Below are 17085 nucleotides of genomic sequence, written 5' to 3' on the forward strand. Positions count from 1 at the left end.
CTCAATCGCCCGTTGGCATCGATATTCTGCGAGCAGACGGGATGGGGCCGTCGGGCGCTGCGGCGAGCAAGAGCGTCTGTTCAGCGCGATTCGTGTGCGTAATGAGCCGCGCGCCTCGTTTCCACGTGAAGTATTGCCAGCCCCAATTGAACATGACGACGAAACGATTGCGGAATCCTATCAAGAAAAACACGTGAATCGCCATCCATGCAAGCCAAGCGAGCATGCCGGACAGCTCGAGGCTCTTGACTTTGGCAATGGCCCTTCGGCGTCCTACGGTGGCCATCGTGCCTTTGTCGAGGTATTCGAAAGGCTTGCGAGGTTTGCCCGAAAGATCGGCGCGAATCGTTGCCGCAACGTAATTGCCTTGTTGAATGGCGGCGGGACATAAGCCTGGCACGTCGACGCCATGGACGTCACGCATGGCGGCCATGTCTCCAATGGCAAAGACTTCGGGATGACCTGGAATCGAGCAATCGGTCCCGACGACGACGCGGCCGCCTCGGTCGAGATCCACGCCCAGGTTTTTCGCGAATGACGTCCCGCGAATACCTGCCGCCCAAACGACCGTTGCTGCGGGTAGCCGCGTTCCGTCCTTGAATGCAATGCCCGATTCATCGATATGCGCGACGGGGTCACCTTTGTGCACTTCGACGCCCAAGGTAGCGAGCTGCGCTTCGGCTCGATCGCTCAGGGCTTCTGGAAATGCCGATAAGATGCGCGGTCCTGCTTCGACGAGCACCACGCGCGTGGCCGATGGATCGATGGCGCGGAAATCGCGCGCCAATACATGCCTGGCGAGCTCCGAAAAAGCCCCCGCCATTTCCACGCCCGTGGGACCTCCACCAATCACTGCGAACGTAAGGAGTCTTTTTCGCGCTTCGGGGTCCGTCGAACGCTCGGCCGCTTCGAATGCCAAAAGCATTCGCTCGCGTATCGACAATGCTTCGTCGAGTGTTTTCAGGCCGAGCGCATGCGAAGCCCAATCGTCGTGTCCAAAATAGTTGTGCGTGGCTCCGACGGCCAAGACGAGATAATCATAAGCGACCTCGCCTTTGTCGAGCAAAAGCCGTTTTTCTTGCAAATCGACGCCTTTCGCTTCGGCCAGGAGCACGCGAGCGTTTTTCTGGGCCGAGAGGACGGATCGAATCGGGACTGCGATGTCTGCGGGGGACAATCCCGCCGTGGCGACTTGGTAAAGCAGCGGCTGAAACAGATGGTGGTTCGTGCGGTCCACGAGCGTCACGCGTACGGGTGTGCTTCGGAGCGACATGGCCGCGTTGAGTCCCCCGAACCCGCCACCGACAATCACCACGTGCTTCCGATCACTCACGCGTAGCCTCCCATCACCGAGCCCAGTAGAGCCGATCCCACGGTACAATCGAAGTCTTCGGCGGAGGCGTGGAAGTCCAGCGCACCAAGGATTTTAGCGTGTCTTGGGAAAAACATGGTGTCACGCGCGTTTGAGGTTGGCTTGGGCAGCGATCCCGTGCTACTCGGGTGGCGCTCTGACATGAGCTGGAGAGGTGGCCGAGTGGCTCAAGGCACACGCTTGCTAAGCGTGCGATCGGGAAACTGATCCGAGGGTTCGAATCCCTCCCTCTCCGCAAAGACATCGCAACGGGTTTTGGAGCCTCGGGGTGGGTTTTGGAGGCTGGCTCGAAATTCGAGCCGTGGTCGCTCGTCGCACCCACGCGGCGGGTTGAAGAGGCTGTCTCAAAACTCGAGCCGTAGTGTGTCACCGAACGCCCGCGCGGGATTGAAATCCCGCGCTACACATTCAAAAGTCCCTCACTACCGTTCGGGACTGGCGTTGTGGAATTTCGGATCGTCATCGAGAATCCTCAACGATTTCGCATAGATTGCAGGCCTCGCCATGCAGCCATGACGTTAGTCCGAGCGCGGTAGCGCGAGGACTTCTTGTCGTGTAGCGCGGGGTTTCAACCCCGCGCGGGGCTGGGCGAGGATACGCGTTCCGAGTTTTGAGACAGCCTCTACCTGCTCCCGCTGTCGTCAGTTCTGAATGCGCAAGACCATCGACTGCAGGAACAAGTAGATGATCTTTACGCAGTCGAACGAACTGACCGCCGTGAGCTTGATGATGTCGCGCACGGTGCGCCTACCATCGACGGCGTCGAGCACGAGTTTTTCGGTGCGCTTCAGTTGATCGGGCGCGAGATTTTGGAGCGCCAACGGATCGATGACCGGAACTTGGTCGAAGTTGATCGTGTTCTCCATCAAGCGCCACTCGTCGACACGACGGAAGCCTTCGAGCACCAGACCGCTGACGTTGAGCGCCAAACGCGCCATGTCGGCTTCGGGCCGAAACGGTTCTTTCGTGAAAGAAAACCGACCGTAAGGCCACCTGAGCATGTCGTAGATGAGCTCGCTGCACTGCTTCGATAGACACTCGACGAGCTCGTCACGCGTGATGATGTTGCGGTCGACCAGCGTCTCGCCGAGAAGCTTGCTGGCGCCACGAAGCTGGGCGAGCAGGTCATCGAGCTGTTCGCGCGTGAGCGATCCTTTTTCGATGAAGTAACGCCCCAGGCGATACTCGTCGGACGAACCGCGCGCTTGCACGAAATCGACCTGGCCTTGGCGCACGGAGATGATGACGGAGGAGCGGTTGTTCGTGACGTGCAGAACGCCCGTTTGTCGCTGCATCGCAAGCACTTGAAGCATCTCGGCCAAAGGCACCGCGGCCAAGTCACCACTCATCGCTTCGCGCACGCCGTCGGAGAGATCGAAGTCCTTGAGCACCAGGGACAAACTCGCGAGGACGTCGTTCGTCATGGTACGAGCGATGGCGCTCATGACGGCGGCTTCGTTGGCGCGATCTTCGGGTGAAAGCGCGAGGATTGCAGGAACGATGGCGTTGGAAACCTGTTGCGCGAACTCGGCCCCCGCGCGTTGACGCGCGTGGCGCATCATGACGCTTGGACGAACCAAGCTGTCGGCAGGCGGCAGGTCCTCGGGCATCTTTTCGCCCTCGGGCGTCGGGCGTGATCGCCCATCGGCGGTCTTCGACAGCGCTCCTTCGACGACGGTGACGAGCGCGCGAGCGTCGAAGGGTTTGGTGATCGCATCGACCGCGCCGGTTTGCTGGACGAAGGTGCCGCGAATCTTGTCGCCCTTGGCACTCATCAGCACGACGGGGAGCGTGCGGTGCGCCGGGTTCGACCGGAGCTCGCGGCAGAACTGGTAGCCGTTCATGCGCGGCATGACGAAGTCGAGCAGCACGAGGTCGTACTGAGGCCCCCTCTTGATCAGTTCGAGGCCGGCGACGCCATCACGTGCCGTCACGGGATCATAGCCGTGCCGTGCCAGGATCGAACTTACGACCTTGAGGATTGTCGGACTGTCATCAATGACCAGGACACGCGCCGGGCTCGTCATGGGCGGAGCAAGCCTAACTCGGAGAGCCAACGGATCGCGTAGCGAAAAACTGTAAATCGTACCTCAGGGGAAAACAGCGGGCCGGACGAAGACACGGTTCGGGAAAGTTGGCCCATTTCGGTAGGTCCTGGCAGAGGGAGGCGGTGGCTGAATCCCGGTCGCCCGCCTCATCGCAGCTCGCATGGCACGAACGCGCGCTCCGACTGCTTGCCGTGACGCTGCCTTTCGGGCTCGCGCTCTCGAGAGCCGCTGGGGGAGGCCAGTGGCGCGATGATCTGCCCGCACTGCGCGATTTGGGCTTGCTCGCCGTCGGCGCTTCGGGTGGTGCGTCCACACTGCTCACGCAAGCACTGAGCTTGCTCCCGCTCGGGCCGCGCACCTTTCGGGCAGCGCTCGGATCGGTCATCATGCTCGCGGTCGCGGCGCTCTTGCTGTTCAGCATGGTGCGGCGGCTCCTGCGCAACCAAGGCGCATCACCGTCACTCGCGTCCCTGCTCGCCACGCTCGCCACGCTCATGGCGACCCTTTCTCCCACGTGGCAACGCGAAGCAACGGTCGGCGGCGGCGCCATGATCGCCATCGCTCTCGCGCTTGCGACGCTGACCTTCGCGCTTCGTGACGTGCCTCCGCATGGCCCCGCCCCACGTCTTGCCGACGCCGCGGCACTCGGCGCGCTCCTCGGCGCAACCGCTGCCGAAAACCCTCCCGCAGCCGCTGCATCGCTCGTTGCCATCGCTGCCGGATTCCTCGCGCAGCGCCTGCCGATCTTCCGCGGCACGGAGACCCGCGCATGGACGCCGTCTCGCGGGTTCGTCGCGGTCGGGTTTGTCTCTGCTGTACTCGTCGCCGGCCTCTTGCTCGTGCCGCTTGCCGTGCGTCCCCTTGCTCCGCGTGCGTTTGCCGACGTAGGTCGAGCGCTCTCCGCGTCGGACCTCACGGGCTTCGACGTTGCCGGTCCGCGCCTGACGAGCCTTGCCGCTTGGATTCGCGAAGTGGGCATCGTCTCGCTCGGCATCGCGATCGTTGGAGCAGCAACGGCCATCCTTTCGCCGAGCGCACGGAAACTCGTCGCGCCGCTCGTCGCGTTCGTCCTGCTCGATACGCTGATGCCGGCCCGCGCGTTCGGTGCGCTTTACGTGGATGCGCTGACGTCCTTGCGCGCGCTGGCCATCGCCGCGATTGCTGCAAGCTCGGCGCTCGGCGTGGCCATGGTGACGCGCAAGCTCATCGATTTGCGTCTGCCCATGGCGAAAAGCGGCGCGGTACTCATCGTCGCGTTCCACGTCACGCTGGTTGCGCTGTCCTCGGAAGAAGCCGGCTACGTCGCGGATCGCAGCAAGCAGACTGCCGCTGAAGAATGGACCGACAGTGCCATCGGGAACCTCGAACCGAGCAGCGCAGTGCTCGTCCGCTCGCCAGCGATTGCGTTTCGCTTGTGGGCTGCGCGCGTGCTTCGCGGTGAACGGCCGGACGTGCTGATCGTCCCGGAACGGCTGCTTCATCGCGGTCGCGTGGCGTTCAGCCTGCTTGCGGAAGAGCCCGAGGTGGAACCGCTCTTGCGCGACTACGCGATCTCGGGCGAACCAACCGAATACGCGTTGTCACGGCTTGCAGACGTGCGGCCTTTGCATGTCGAATTCGACAGGCGTTGGTCCAAACGACTCGTGTCGCACATGACCGTCGATGGTTGCTGGCTCGAGTACGCACCGCAGCCGCTTGGTCAGTCGGACCGGAAAATGTCGACAGCGGCGTCACTCAAGCCGATCAAGCGCGTGATGGATGCCATCTCCGCGCCGCTCGTTCCGGATGCGGCCACGGCGGGCATCGTATCGGGAGCGCTGCGCGATCAAAGCAGCGTGTTGTCACTGCTCGGCGAGCACGATGCGGCGCAGGCGTACCTCGATGAAGTCGGCCATTTGCCCACGGCCGAGCTCGGCATGTTGTCGCCCTCGATCAAGCACGTGTTCTTGGCGAAAGCGATGCAGATCTCCGCGAACGTGCGGTCGCCACGAAGGCCTGGGACGAGCGCGGCGCGTTGATGTTTGGAACGAGGTCAAATCGGGGGGTATGGGGGGGCCGAGCCTCGCCGTGCTTTTGCGCAGCAAAAGCACCGGGAGGCGAGCCTCGGCCCCCCCATCGTGAACCAGCCTCGCGCAGCGCGCGTCCCACGCGCGCGAAGCGAGCGTGCAAATCCTGGCCTGGATGCAAACTGGTAGCGCTCAGCTCGCGTTCTGCGAGCTCGGATAACGCAGCGCTCGCACGCGTCGTTCGAAGCTCTTCTTGTCGTCGTCGCCAAGTGTGCGCCCGCCGAATCGCGACTCGATGTAGATGTTCGTCAGGTCGCGTATCTCGGTCGCGAGCGGATGCGACATCGACGCGAGCGTCTCGGCGTGTTTGAGCGGTGGAGTGCCTGGGGATCGGCCGATGCCGCGCACACCCATGGCGACATCGAGCGACTCGTAGAGGGCGGTCGCGAGGATGGCGCTGGGTGAACGAACGTCACCCGGTTTGATCGCGGCCATCGCGTGCAGCTTCTTGCGGCGGAAATAGAAGATGGCGCCGCCGATGGCCACAGCGGCGACGGCCAGGAAGATGAACGCTCGGCGATTGCGCGAGCCGCCCGTGTTGCCCGTGCCGCGTTCGCCACGTCGGTACTTTCTGAACGTGTTGAACAAGCTGAGCTGCTGACTCAGGTCGTAACTGACGACGTGGCGATCCCAGCGTTGGCTCGTGGCTTCGATGAGGTCGCGCAGATACGCCCACATGCCCACGATTTCGCTCTTCGGTGCAGCATCGGCAGGCGGCGTCGGATCGAACGTGAGCCATCCGTAGCCATCGACGTACGCCTCGACCCACGAGTGCGCATCACCTTGTCGCACGGCGTAAAACTTTCCGAAGCGGTTGTACGTGCCTCCGACGAACCCCGTCACGTTGCGCGTCGGCACATCGAGCGTGCGCAGCATGATCGCCATGGCGGTCGAGTAAAACTCGCAGTGACCACGCTTGGACTCGAAGAGGAAGTGATCGAGCGGGTTGGGATCTTTTCCGGACGGTGAAGCGAGGTCGTACTTGTACTCCTTGCGCAAATGACTCTCGATCGCTTGCGCTTTTTCGAGCTGCGTTCTCGAATCTTTCGCCCACGTCGTCGCAAGCTGGCGAATCCGCTCGGACATGTTCTTCGGCAGAACGAGGTAACGCCACCTGTCGGCGCTCGGGAGGCGCCGGAACGTTGGAGCGTTCTTGCGCGAGAGAAACACTTCATACTTGATGCCGCGATCATCGAGCGGCTGATAACGATGCTCGCCTTCGGGCCCTCGGAACGTGTTCGCTTGCGGTTCGGGCGCGACCGTCACGCGCGGCTTGATGCGCAAACCCGTGGCCGTCGGCGGCATGAAAAGTACGGGCGGATCGATGGGATCGAGATCGATTCGCATGATGGGATCGAGCTGCGAATCGGGCCATCGATCATCGAGCGGGATGATGAACGCTTCCGTTTCGGCTGCTCGTTTCCAGCTCTCGCTCTGGGTCCACGTGCGTCCGTCGTAGTGGTCGAGCGCCGTGCCGCGCAGATGCAGCGGAATCCGATCCGGCGGCTTTTCGCCCTGGTTCGGCATTTCGATGCGCATGACGAGCGTCGGATCGCTGCGCAAAACGCCGACTTCACCGAGGTCCACGCGTCCGGAAAAACCAACGAAACGCCCCGCATGCGGACGGTTGAGAAGCAGGAGGGACAAACCGACGCGTGGGAACAGGATGAAGAGCAGCGCGGTGAAGATGACGATCGGGATCGAAAGCAGGCAGGTCACGCCGAGAAACGTTCGTCCGACGACGCGACGCGAACGCAGGATGCGCGGAACGTCCACGGGCAAACCCGTGCGATCGCGCGCGCCTTGACGATAGTTGCCTTCGACTTCGCGGCGCAGGTGACTGAGCACGAGCGCCCCTGGAGCGACGATGAGGATGCCGAGGAAGCACAGGCCGTAGCCAAGCCCGCCGCCGAGCACCGTGCCCGAGATCAGGTGCAAAAGCGCAAGAACGATGACTTGCTGGTCATGCGCCGCGCCTTTGCGTGTGGCGAGGCGGATGATCTGCAGCGCAGCCGCAAATTCGATGACGACGTCGAGCACGTTGGCATTCGGGTCGAACATCAAGCGGCCGATTTGCAGCGCAAGCACGCCGATCAGCGTGATGGCGTCGAAGTGCTTCAACGCGGGATAACGTTCCCAAACGTCACGGACGCTGAGCGCGACGATGAGCCCCACGATCAGCGAGCCGCTCACCCACGTGCCAAATTGACCGCTCGCGAGCAGCGCGAGGATACCGAGCACCGCGAGCGCATCGGTCATGATGCGATGCACGAGCCCGAACCTCATGTCGATCCTCCCGCAAGCTCGGAGTTTTTCCTGGCTGATGACCCCTTTTGGCGCTCGGGCAAACTCGCTTCGTCCACGGCATCGAGCAGCGCGAGAAATCGCAGGATGCGGTCGGCTCCGATGTTGCGATCGCCGCGGCTCTCCTCGCCGACCGTCGTGCGCACGATGACGCCGTCGCCGCGTTTGATGTGCGCGACGGCGCGCGATGCGATCTCGCGAATGTGCTTCTCGAAGCGAGCGGAAAACTGATCGTCGGTGTCCTTGGGACGGATGTTGTTGACGACGAGCCGCGTGTCGGGGCGCGTCTCGCGCGCTCGTTCACGCAGGACGGTTTGTCCGAGGACCGCGCTCTTGCGCCAGTAAATGTCGCGCGGATCGTCTCCGTCGCGCATCGGACGAAGGCAGTACGTTTCATCGCTCGAACCACGTCCCGACGTGCCGACGCCACCGACCATGCGTCCACGTTCTTCCGGGGGCAGCCGAACGGGATCGACTGCCGGATAAATCACGAGCTCACCGTCGGAGCTTACTTCGCGCGATTTTTCGAACAGGCCGAACGGGAAACGTGTCGCGATGCGAAAGCCCGTGTGCCTGTCGCGCCCACGCCTTGCGGGCGTGCGTCTGTACGCGGCGACCTGCGCACTGGAAGGGCTGATCTTGAGGAAGAAGCAGCGTTTGTCCGCGGGTTGTCCCGCACGCAAGTCCTCCACCTCGATCGCGTACGACGGAACGCGTTTCTTGTGGTTGTAGACCTCGATCTCCACAAGGTGCGCCCGGCCCACTTGCGCACGCGTCGGCAGGCGTCTCGTCACCGTCAGATCGCGCAGCGACAGCTCGCTCATCACGCCCGACACCAGCATGAGCGACACCAGCATGCCGAGCAGCAAGTAGAGCAGGTTGTTGCCGGTGTTTATCGCGGCAAACCCGACGCCCAATGTTATGCCGACGTAATATTTTCCTTCACGCGTGAACTTTAATTTGCGTGGCGCTTTCCACGTGAACAGCGAGCGCACGAAACGATGGAGCCACGGACGCTTTGGCGCGGTCGGGTCTTCTTTGGGAGGCTGCGCAGCGGGCGGCTCGTGACGAGGTGGCGCTACGCGTCGTACGGGAGTGCCAGTTCGCCCAGCGACCGCTTCGACCTGCATCCGGTCCGCTGCCATGCACGCCTCATTTCACAGCGGGACCGGCACCCGCGCAACGATGTCTCGCACTGCGTTCTCACACTCGTCACGGCTCGGCATGTACCCCTCGGCGTGCGCTGCGAGGCGAATGCGGTGGGCCAAAACAGGCACCGTGAGATCGTGGATGTCATCGGCAATGCAGTAGGTTCGTCCGTGCAACATTGCGCGACTTCGCGCTGCGCGAGCGAGGTTCATGCCGGCCCGCGGCGACGCACCGAGCGACAACGTCGGGCTCGCACGCGTCGCGGCAAGCACCGCCTGCAAGTACGTAGCGAGCGACGTGTCGAGCTCGATCTTGTCGACTTCGCGCTGAAGTGCGAGCAGTTGCTCCGGATCGAGCACCTGTTTCACGCCGCGGATGCGATCGCCATCGCCGCCTTGGGCAAACAGCCGCATCTCCACGTGCGCCGGCGGATACCCGAGGCGAATGCGCACCATGAAGCGATCGAGTTGCGATTCGGGGAGCGGAAATGTGCCCGCGAAATCTTGCGGATTCTGCGTCGCAAGCACGAAAAATGGCTCGGGCAGGTTCGACGTCACGCCGTCGATCGACACCTGACCTTCGTTCATCGCTTCGAGCAGCGCGGACTGCGTGCGAGGACTTGCGCGGTTGATCTCGTCGGCGAGCAGCACGTTGGCGAAAATCGGGCCCTGACGGAACTGAAACTGCCCCGACCGCTGGTCGTACACACTCACGCCCAGCACGTCGCTCGGGAGCAGATCGCTCGTGAACTGCACCCGCCGGAGCTCACCTCCGACGGCCTTGGACAGTGCGCGCGCGAGTGTCGTTTTCCCTACACCAGGAACGTCCTCGATGAGCACATGCCCTCGGCCCAGAAGAGCGATGAGCGCAAGCTCCACCGCATCGGGCTTTCCTTCGAGAGCAGATTCGACCGAGGAGCGGAGCTCCTGGAGCACAGGCGTTGACTCCCGCGCGATCGAGAGCGCCGACGTCATCGCGGACGATGCTAGCACGGGCAACGCAGAAGCCGCGGTCAACATCGAAAATTATCCTGTCTCGCTGTTTCTTGCGGCGATCGAGGCAGCACGCAGCATGGGCGGCCGACGAAGAGACGCTCAGAAATGGCCCACTCCGAGGGCCGCATGTATGCTCCGCCGTCGTGGCCGAATCCGGTCCGACACGGACCCCTTCTTCGAGCAACGAAGTGGAGCAAATCGTTACGTCACCAGGCCGAGTCGATGCAGCAAACGCGATGCAAGTCGCCGAAAACACGGATGGCGCAGAGAGCCCCTCTTCCAGCCAAACGCCTGCATCCGAACCCGCACCCCTCTTGCCCCCCGCGCGTGAGGGAAGCGTCTTTTGGCGCATTCGCGGAATGGTGCGCACCATTCGGCCGCACCAATGGGTGAAGAACGCTTTCGTTCTGGCACCCGTCGTCTTCGCCAAGCACCTCACCCACCCGTCGATCATCAAGAGCGCGATCGGTGCCTTCGGTGTTTTTTGCTTGGTGGCCGGCGCGATCTACACGCTGAACGACATCGTCGACGAAAAGGCGGACAAGGTTCATCCGGTCAAACGCCATCGTCCGATCGCGAGCGGACAGGTGCCCGTGCCTTTGGCCAAAGCCATGCTCGTCGCGCTGCTCATCGTCGCGTTCGGCGGAGCGATGCTTGGACCTCCAAAGTTCATCGCCGTCACCGCAGGCTATTTCGTTCTCAACATCGCCTATTCGTTTGGCCTCAAAAAGATCGCCTACCTCGATGTCGGCTGTATCGCGCTGGGTTTCGTTCTTCGCGTGCTGGCCGGAGGGTTTGCCACGGGCACGCCCATCTCTGGCTACATGGTCGCGTGCACGGCCCTTTTGGCGCTGTTCCTCGGCTTCGGAAAACGCCGGCACGAGCTTGCCGGGGCCAACGCGAGCAAACAACGCGCAGCGCTCGAAGCCTACTCCCCTCGCGTGCTCACATTCGCGCTCGCGGCCACGGGCATCGCCACGATCGTCACGTACTTCGCCTACACGCTCGATCACGCCACGCAAAGGTTTTTCCAAAACCCATATCTCTGGGCCACGACGATCCATCCTCTCTTCGGCGTCATCCGCTTCTTGCAGCTCGTCGTGAGCCGTCCCAAATCGGAGAGCCCCACGCAGGAAATCCTGCGTGACGTGCCCTTCATGATGAACATCGTCATCTGGATCATCGAAGTCGTGTTCATCGTGTACCGCTTGAGGCCTTCCTGATGGCTACGGCGCCTGCAGACGCTGCCAATCCGGCCACTCCGGTGCCGGAAAAGAGCGATGCCTGGACCGATCTCGGCCTCACCCTCCCCATCTTTCTCCTCTATCACCTCGGCGTCGTTTTCCTCCCGGTGCGTAACGCCGCCGATCCCGTCACGGCCGAGCTCACGGCGCTCGCCGAGCACAGCTTGCTCACGTACACGGGCCTCACGCTCGCCGTGGGCGTCGCGTTCGTCGTCGTCCTCGCAGCCACCGGACAGAAGCGAGCGCTCGAGGGAAAACGGTTTGTCCTGATCGCACTCGAAGGCACGCTCTACGCCATCCTCATGAGGTTTGCCGCGTCGTACGTCGTCGGATCGTTGACGCTTGGACCGAACATCCAAACGCGCAGCGTCTTCTCCGGTGTCGTCATGTCGATGGGCGCCGGGTTTTACGAAGAGATCGCATTTCGCGTGGGGTTATTCGGGCTCGGAGCCCTCTTGCTCAAGGCGATGTTCGGGCCTGGCATGCGGCGCATCGTGCTCACGGCCGCGTGGGCCGTCGTCGCAGCGGTCGCTTTTTCCGCTTGGCACTACGTCGGCGCGCTCGGAGATGCCTTCGACGTCCAGTCGTTCGTCTTCCGTGCCGTCTGCGGCCTCGCGCTCACCGCCATTTTCGTATTCCGTGGTTTCGCACCTGCCGTATGGACACACGCTCTCTACGACGTTTGGGCGATGGTCCTTCACGGCTGAACCCCTTGGACGTGCCACGCATGTCTCCCTTGAACACGTGCAAGCGGACGATGCGCATGAGCCTCGAGATTCACTCCGCGCTTGCCATGTTCCCCAGTGGGAATGTGTTGCCGCGAAGGCATGGGCGTGCTTTCACGAATCAAGTGACACTCGACCAAGATCTAGCCAATCTGCCGAAGCCGCTCGTCACGAGGCTCGCAGCACGCGCTTTCGATCCGAATCGCCTCGCCGAGTGGGCTGCATCGATCGGTCGTGATCGCGATGCACGCAATCGTCTTCCAGGTGTCGTCGAACCTCCTCGACCCGAAGACGTCGTCGATTTGCCTGCGCCCGGTTCGCCCGACCATGCTCGCAACGAAGCGCTTGGTCGCGAGGCACTCGCACGCGGCGAAGTCGCGCTCTGCGTGCTCGCAGGCGGCATGGCCACGCGTATGGGCGGCGTCGTCAAAGCGCTCGTCGAAGCGCTTCCAGGCAAGACGTTTCTCGACATGCGCCTCCTCGAGATGGACGCGATTCAGCGAAAGCTCGGCGCCCACCCGCCTCTCTGGCTCATGACGAGCGAAGCGACCGATGGTCCCATTCGCGAAGCCCTCGCAGCTCGAGGTCACGCAGGCGATGTCGCGACATTCGAACAGTTCGTGTCGCTCCGGCTCACGCACGAAGGCACGTTGTTTCGTGACGAGCATGGAGAGCCGAGCGTGTATGCGACGGGGCACGGCGACTTGCCGGACGCGCTGCGGGCAAGCGGGCTGCTCGACAGGTTCCTTGCGAGAGGAGGCAAGACGGTTTGGATTGCCAACCTCGACAATCTTGGAGCGACCATCGATCCGGCGGTGCTCGGGTTTCACCTGGCACACGGCGGGCCGCTCACGGTGGAAGTCGTGAACAAGGTTGGAACGGACAAAGGTGGAGGTCCGGTGCGCTGGAATGGGCGGCGGATCATCGCCGAAGAAGTGCGACTGCCGGTTGGTTTCGATCCGGCGACGATGCCCGTATTCAGCACGAACACGTTCCTCGTGCGAGCGACTGACCTAGCGAAGCTCGACATGAAGTGGACGTACGTCGAGGTCGAGAAAAAAGTTGGTGCACAAAAGGCCGTGCAGTTCGAGCGCATCGTCAACGAGATCACGACGGCGCTCGAGCCGGTGATGTTGCGGGTGCCGCGCGATGGCGTTGCGGCTCGGTTTTTACCGGTCAAGGACGTGGCCGAGCTCGAACATCGCCGAGGCGAGATTGAAGCGATTGCGCGTGCTCGGGGACTTTTCGGTTAGTGCTTGCTCTTGCGGAGGTCTGGATTGCGCTTCGAAATCACGCATGAATTCGACGCACCGCTCGATGCCGTCGAGCTCGCCCTACTTTCTCCAGACCTCGGCGTGCTCATGGCGAAGGTGCTTTCGCCGCTCATCGAATCGATCGAGACGGTGGAGCACGTGATCGAACGCGGGACTTTCCGGCGTGTCTTGCGATTTCAAGCGACGGCGCCGCTGCCGATTTTTCGTGCTCACGATGTCGCGCGTGAAGCGATGAGCTGGGAGGAGACGAGCGTGTATCGGCTTTCGGATCACGCATCGAGCTGGTCGGTGGCGCCGCGGGAGCGATATCGTCGTTACTTGTGGTCTTCCGGGACTTATCGGCTCGAGCCTGTGCCCGATGGGCGAACGCTGCGCCGTGTGATTGGGGATTTCGAGGTCAAGGCGGGTATGATGTCGCGCATCATCGAGCGCATGGCCCTGAATGAAGTACGCAAGACGTACGATGCTGAAGCAGAAACTTTACGGACGCTGTCGACATTATGAGAAAATCCAAATACTTGGCGATGGGGTGTTTTGCGGCTGGCGTTTTGTGTTTCGATGCAGCCACGGCCGAAGCGCAGCCTTATGTGAATGCACCCGGACGCGCGATTGCGGGAGGTGACGATGCATCGACGATTGCATACAACCCCGCGAATCTAGCATTCTTGCCCGGAGGCGAATTGCGCTGGACGTTCGTGTATCCCCGAAGCACGGGGTATACCGGCGGCCATGCGGTCGATGCGGGTTTTTCCGTATTGGGACTTGCGACGGGCCTGCGCCTCGATTGGGTCGACGTGACGACACCGGCGGGCTTCGACGCATCGCAAAGGTGGTTACGGTGGGGATTGGCGACGAAGCTCGGCGACAAAAGCTCGTTTGGGACGACCATCGCGTGGTCATTTTCCAGTCGAAATGAATTCGATGGTGCGTTTGGCGTGACGAGCGCCTTCACGTATCGTCCATTTTCATTTTTGTCAATGTCGGCGATTGCGCGTGACTGGACGAATGCGTCGGGGCGCACGTACGATGCCGGCGTCGCGCTTCGGCCGTACAAGGGAAAGCGCACGATCGAGCTTGGTGCCGAGGCATCGATTCGCGAGCGAACGGGGGAAATGATCGCGCGTGGCACGTTGGGATTCGACATTCCGCGCTTCGGGCGATTCCGAGGTGAAGTATCGGTGAGCGATTTCAACAATTCGCCGAACGTCACTGGCATGGTGGGTCTCGATGTCAACGTGGCGTATCTTCAAGCGGGCGCGGGTGCGATCGTTGGCAATGGAGATGGTGGTCTTTATGCGACCGCGGCGCTGCGCACGTTCCGCGATCCTGGCGTGCGATTGCCCAAGCGCGTGGCGAAAATTCGTATCAATGGGGTTCCTGGCGTCCGGAAACACACGAAATTGCTGACGCGCCTCTGGAAGTTGGCGGAGGACCCGGAAATCGCGGGAGTCGTATTGGATTTGCGTGCTGAACCCGCGTCGTCGCTCGCGCATGCGGAAGAGGTGGGCGATGCGATTCGCAGGCTCAAGGCGCATGGCAAAAAGGTGATTTGCCATTTGGAGGATGCGGGTGGGAAGTCGCTGTACGTGTGTTCGCAGGCCGATCGTATTGCGATGAATCCGGCTGGAGGGCTGCGGTTCGCGGGTTTGTCGTCGCAATACATGTATTACGGTGGTGTGTTGGAGAAACTGGGTGTGCGCAGCGATTTCGTGCGCATTGCCGAACACAAGCTGGCGGCCGAGCAATACACGCGGAAGGATTCCAGTGAAATTGGCCGGGAAGATCATCGTCAGCTCTTGGCGGAGCTCGAAGGCATTTTCATGAGCGACGTCGGGGGCGGTCGGCGCATTCCTCTTTCGGTATTGCGGAAGTCGGTAGAAAAGGGACCATTCATTGCGTCGGAAGCGCGAGCGGCGAACCTCGTCGATGTGCTCGCATATGGCGACGAAATGGACCGAGTCACCGAAGAGGTGATTGGCAGTCCCATCAAGATGGTCGAGGACAAACCTATTTCCGAAGCGCCCACGTATTGGGGATCGCCGTCGAAAGTGGCCATCGTGTATTTGTCGGGCGACATGGTCGATGGCGAGAGCCAAACGATTCCATTCGTCGGCATTCGTCTGGCGGGGTCGTACACGGTCGCGAATGCGCTGAAGAAGGCGCGTGAAGATTCGACGATCAAGGCTGTGGTATTTCGTATCGAAACGGGTGGTGGATCGTCGCTCGCGGCGGACGTCATTTTGCGCGAAGCGATGCTGACGGCGAAGAAAAAACCGCTCATCGTGTCGATGGGTACGGCGGCGGCGAGCGGTGGATATTACGCATCGGTCGTGGGAGGTCCCATTTATGCCAATCGCGCGACGATCACGGGCTCCATTGGTATTTTCTACGGAAAAGTGGATGTCGTCGGATTGCTCGGGAAGCTCGGCGTGGGCTTGGAACAATTCCGGACGGCTCCCAAAGCGGATGCGGAGAGTTTTTATAGGCCGTTCACGGACGATGAACGCCAGGAGCTTGGCGTCAAGGTAAAACAGTTTTACGATTTGTTCATTGCGCGAGTGGCCGAGGGCCGTCGAATGAAGCCCGAGGACATCGATGCGGTTGCGCGAGGGCGCGTGTGGACGGGTGCGCAAGCGAAGGACCGGAAGCTCGTGGACCATTTGGGTGGGCTACGCGAAGCGCTCGAGGAAGCGCGAAAGCGGGCGGAACTTGCACCGGACACGCCGATTGTGGAATTGCCCGAGGATGACGATAGTCTGCTTGCATCGCTGGCGAAGCTTGCGGGCATAGCGGCGGCGCCTCAGGCTCCCATGGCGAGCGTGCTGATTCCGCCGGCGCTGATGGACTTGGCGCGGGGATTGGCGCCGATGATGGTATTCGATGGGACGAAGCCACTCGCGCGGCTCGATTGGGTGGGTGACGTGTCTTTTGGCGGTCAGACGGCCGTCGTGGAAGACGACGGGCCGTGAGCGCCGACGTTTCTGCATCCGTATTGCATGCGGAGGAAGCGCGCATCGCGGTCGACGATGTGGTCGCAATGGAAAAGCTCACCGTGCGAACGCGCGGTGACCGCGTGTTATGCGCGGGCGATACGGAGGTGCTCTTTGCGGCATTGACGGGCGTCCCATTGCGATCGCGGTCTCGGGCGGTGTCGGAGGACGACATGCCGGGCGAAGCGTCGGTCGTAGCGGGGTCGCTCTTCGTTTCGGGTCGCGATGTTGGAAAGCGCGAGCATTTTGATATCGTGGGCACGGCGCCTGTGGACGTACCATTGCCTGCAAAAATGTCGGTGCTCGACTACGTGACATGGAGCGCTCGGCTTGCGGGCGAATCGCGTGGTCATGCGCGGGCGCTTGCCATGAGCGCGCTCGAGCGAGTGGGTTTGGCGGGGGCATACAAACGGGATGTGAGCACGCTGGACGTTCCGGGGCGTCGGGTGCTATCGCTGGCGCACGCGTCGAGTGCGGATCCCGAGGTGATCATTGTGGAATTGCCGCTCGCGGGGCTCGAAGCAGGGCCGGCGGCGTTCGTGATGAATGCGATCATGCGCGTGACAGAGGGTCGCAAAGCGATTTTTTCCGTGCGAAAGATGGATCCGGGCACGCCCGAGGGGAATTTGGCGCTGGGGGCGACGGACGTATTGGTATTTGCGAGCGGGGGTCTCGTGATGGAGGCGACGCCGGAGGAATTATTCGCGAGCGTGCGGGTGTATGGCGTGACGATTCGGAAGAATGCGGGGGCATTTCGGGACGAATTGGAAGCGCGTGGTGCGGTGGTGAAAGGCGGGCCGCTGCGCATGAGCGTGACGTTGCCGGAGGAGGCGACGACGAAAGAGATCATGGCAGCGGCGAGCAAGGCGCGCGCGCCGATTGTGGAGATGTTTCCGATTGTGGGGGGAGCGGGGTAGG

General features: G+C 62.1%; 12 protein-coding genes and 1 tRNA gene. 8 read left to right on the forward strand and 5 right to left on the reverse strand.

Translation table 11 applies throughout. The features are described 5' to 3' along the window. Position 1 precedes the first annotated feature (1 nt). Positions 2–1309: an NAD(P)/FAD-dependent oxidoreductase gene (locus tag IPM54_16180; GenBank protein ID MBK9261328.1), complete on the reverse strand. Its 1308-nt coding sequence runs from the start codon at positions 1307–1309 to the stop codon at positions 2–4. Positions 1310–1520: 211 nt separating this feature from the next. Here IPM54_16180 and IPM54_16185 point away from each other — a divergent pair. Then, a tRNA-Ser gene (locus tag IPM54_16185) sits at positions 1521–1607 on the forward strand. 406 nt (positions 1608–2013) lie between these two features. Here the strand turns inward: IPM54_16185 and IPM54_16190 are convergent. Beyond that, a complete protein-coding gene (locus IPM54_16190; GenBank protein MBK9261329.1) occupies positions 2014–3399 on the reverse strand; it encodes a response regulator in 1386 nt (461 codons plus the stop codon). 212 nt (positions 3400–3611) lie between these two features. Between IPM54_16190 and IPM54_16195 the strand changes: the two genes are divergently transcribed. Further along, positions 3612–5438 carry a hypothetical protein gene (locus IPM54_16195; protein MBK9261330.1) on the forward strand — a complete coding sequence of 609 codons (1827 nt, stop codon included), beginning with the start codon at positions 3612–3614 and terminating at the stop codon, positions 5436–5438. 180 nt (positions 5439–5618) lie between these two features. Here the strand turns inward: IPM54_16195 and IPM54_16200 are convergent, their stop codons facing one another. The 3 genes from IPM54_16200 to IPM54_16210 are packed head-to-tail and all read right to left on the reverse strand — an operon-like array spanning position 5619 to position 9913. Next, positions 5619–7772: a DUF3488 domain-containing protein gene (locus IPM54_16200; protein ID MBK9261331.1), complete on the reverse strand. Its 2154-nt coding sequence runs from the start codon at positions 7770–7772 to the stop codon at positions 5619–5621. Continuing rightward, positions 7769–8935, reverse strand: coding sequence for a DUF58 domain-containing protein (locus tag IPM54_16205; protein ID MBK9261332.1), 1167 nt, complete (start codon positions 8933–8935; stop codon positions 7769–7771). Before IPM54_16205 ends, IPM54_16200 begins: the two co-directional genes overlap by 4 nt. Before the next feature lie 12 nt (positions 8936–8947). Continuing rightward, a complete protein-coding gene (locus IPM54_16210; GenBank protein ID MBK9261333.1) occupies positions 8948–9913 on the reverse strand; it encodes a MoxR family ATPase in 966 nt (321 codons plus the stop codon). 257 nt (positions 9914–10170) lie between these two features. Here IPM54_16210 and IPM54_16215 point away from each other — a divergent pair, with 257 nt between their 5' ends. The 6 genes from IPM54_16215 (at position 10171) to IPM54_16240 (ending at position 17084) form a co-directional block, all read left to right on the forward strand. After that, the gene (locus IPM54_16215) at positions 10171–11157 is read left to right on the forward strand and encodes a decaprenyl-phosphate phosphoribosyltransferase (protein MBK9261334.1); all 987 of its coding nucleotides are present in this window, start codon (positions 10171–10173) and stop codon (positions 11155–11157) included. Next, positions 11157–11885: a CPBP family intramembrane metalloprotease gene (locus tag IPM54_16220; GenBank protein MBK9261335.1), complete on the forward strand. Its 729-nt coding sequence runs from the start codon at positions 11157–11159 to the stop codon at positions 11883–11885. The genes IPM54_16215 and IPM54_16220 overlap by 1 nt, the downstream gene beginning before the upstream one ends. Before the next feature lie 86 nt (positions 11886–11971). Beyond that, the gene (locus IPM54_16225) at positions 11972–13156 is read left to right on the forward strand and encodes a UTP--glucose-1-phosphate uridylyltransferase (protein MBK9261336.1); all 1185 of its coding nucleotides are present in this window, start codon (positions 11972–11974) and stop codon (positions 13154–13156) included. Between the two features lie 24 nt (positions 13157–13180). Next, positions 13181–13681: a DUF2505 family protein gene (locus IPM54_16230; GenBank protein MBK9261337.1), complete on the forward strand. Its 501-nt coding sequence runs from the start codon at positions 13181–13183 to the stop codon at positions 13679–13681. Further along, positions 13678–16146 carry a signal peptide peptidase SppA gene (gene sppA / locus IPM54_16235; protein ID MBK9261338.1) on the forward strand — a complete coding sequence of 823 codons (2469 nt, stop codon included), beginning with the start codon at positions 13678–13680 and terminating at the stop codon, positions 16144–16146. The genes IPM54_16230 and sppA overlap by 4 nt, the downstream gene beginning before the upstream one ends. Beyond that, positions 16143–17084 carry an ABC transporter ATP-binding protein gene (locus IPM54_16240; GenBank protein ID MBK9261339.1) on the forward strand — a complete coding sequence of 314 codons (942 nt, stop codon included), beginning with the start codon at positions 16143–16145 and terminating at the stop codon, positions 17082–17084. The genes sppA and IPM54_16240 overlap by 4 nt, the downstream gene beginning before the upstream one ends. Position 17085 lies beyond the last annotated feature (1 nt).

It is taken from the genome of Polyangiaceae bacterium, from assembly GCA_016715885.1.
In the GTDB taxonomy this organism is placed as follows: Bacteria; Myxococcota_A; Polyangia; order Polyangiales; family Polyangiaceae; genus Polyangium.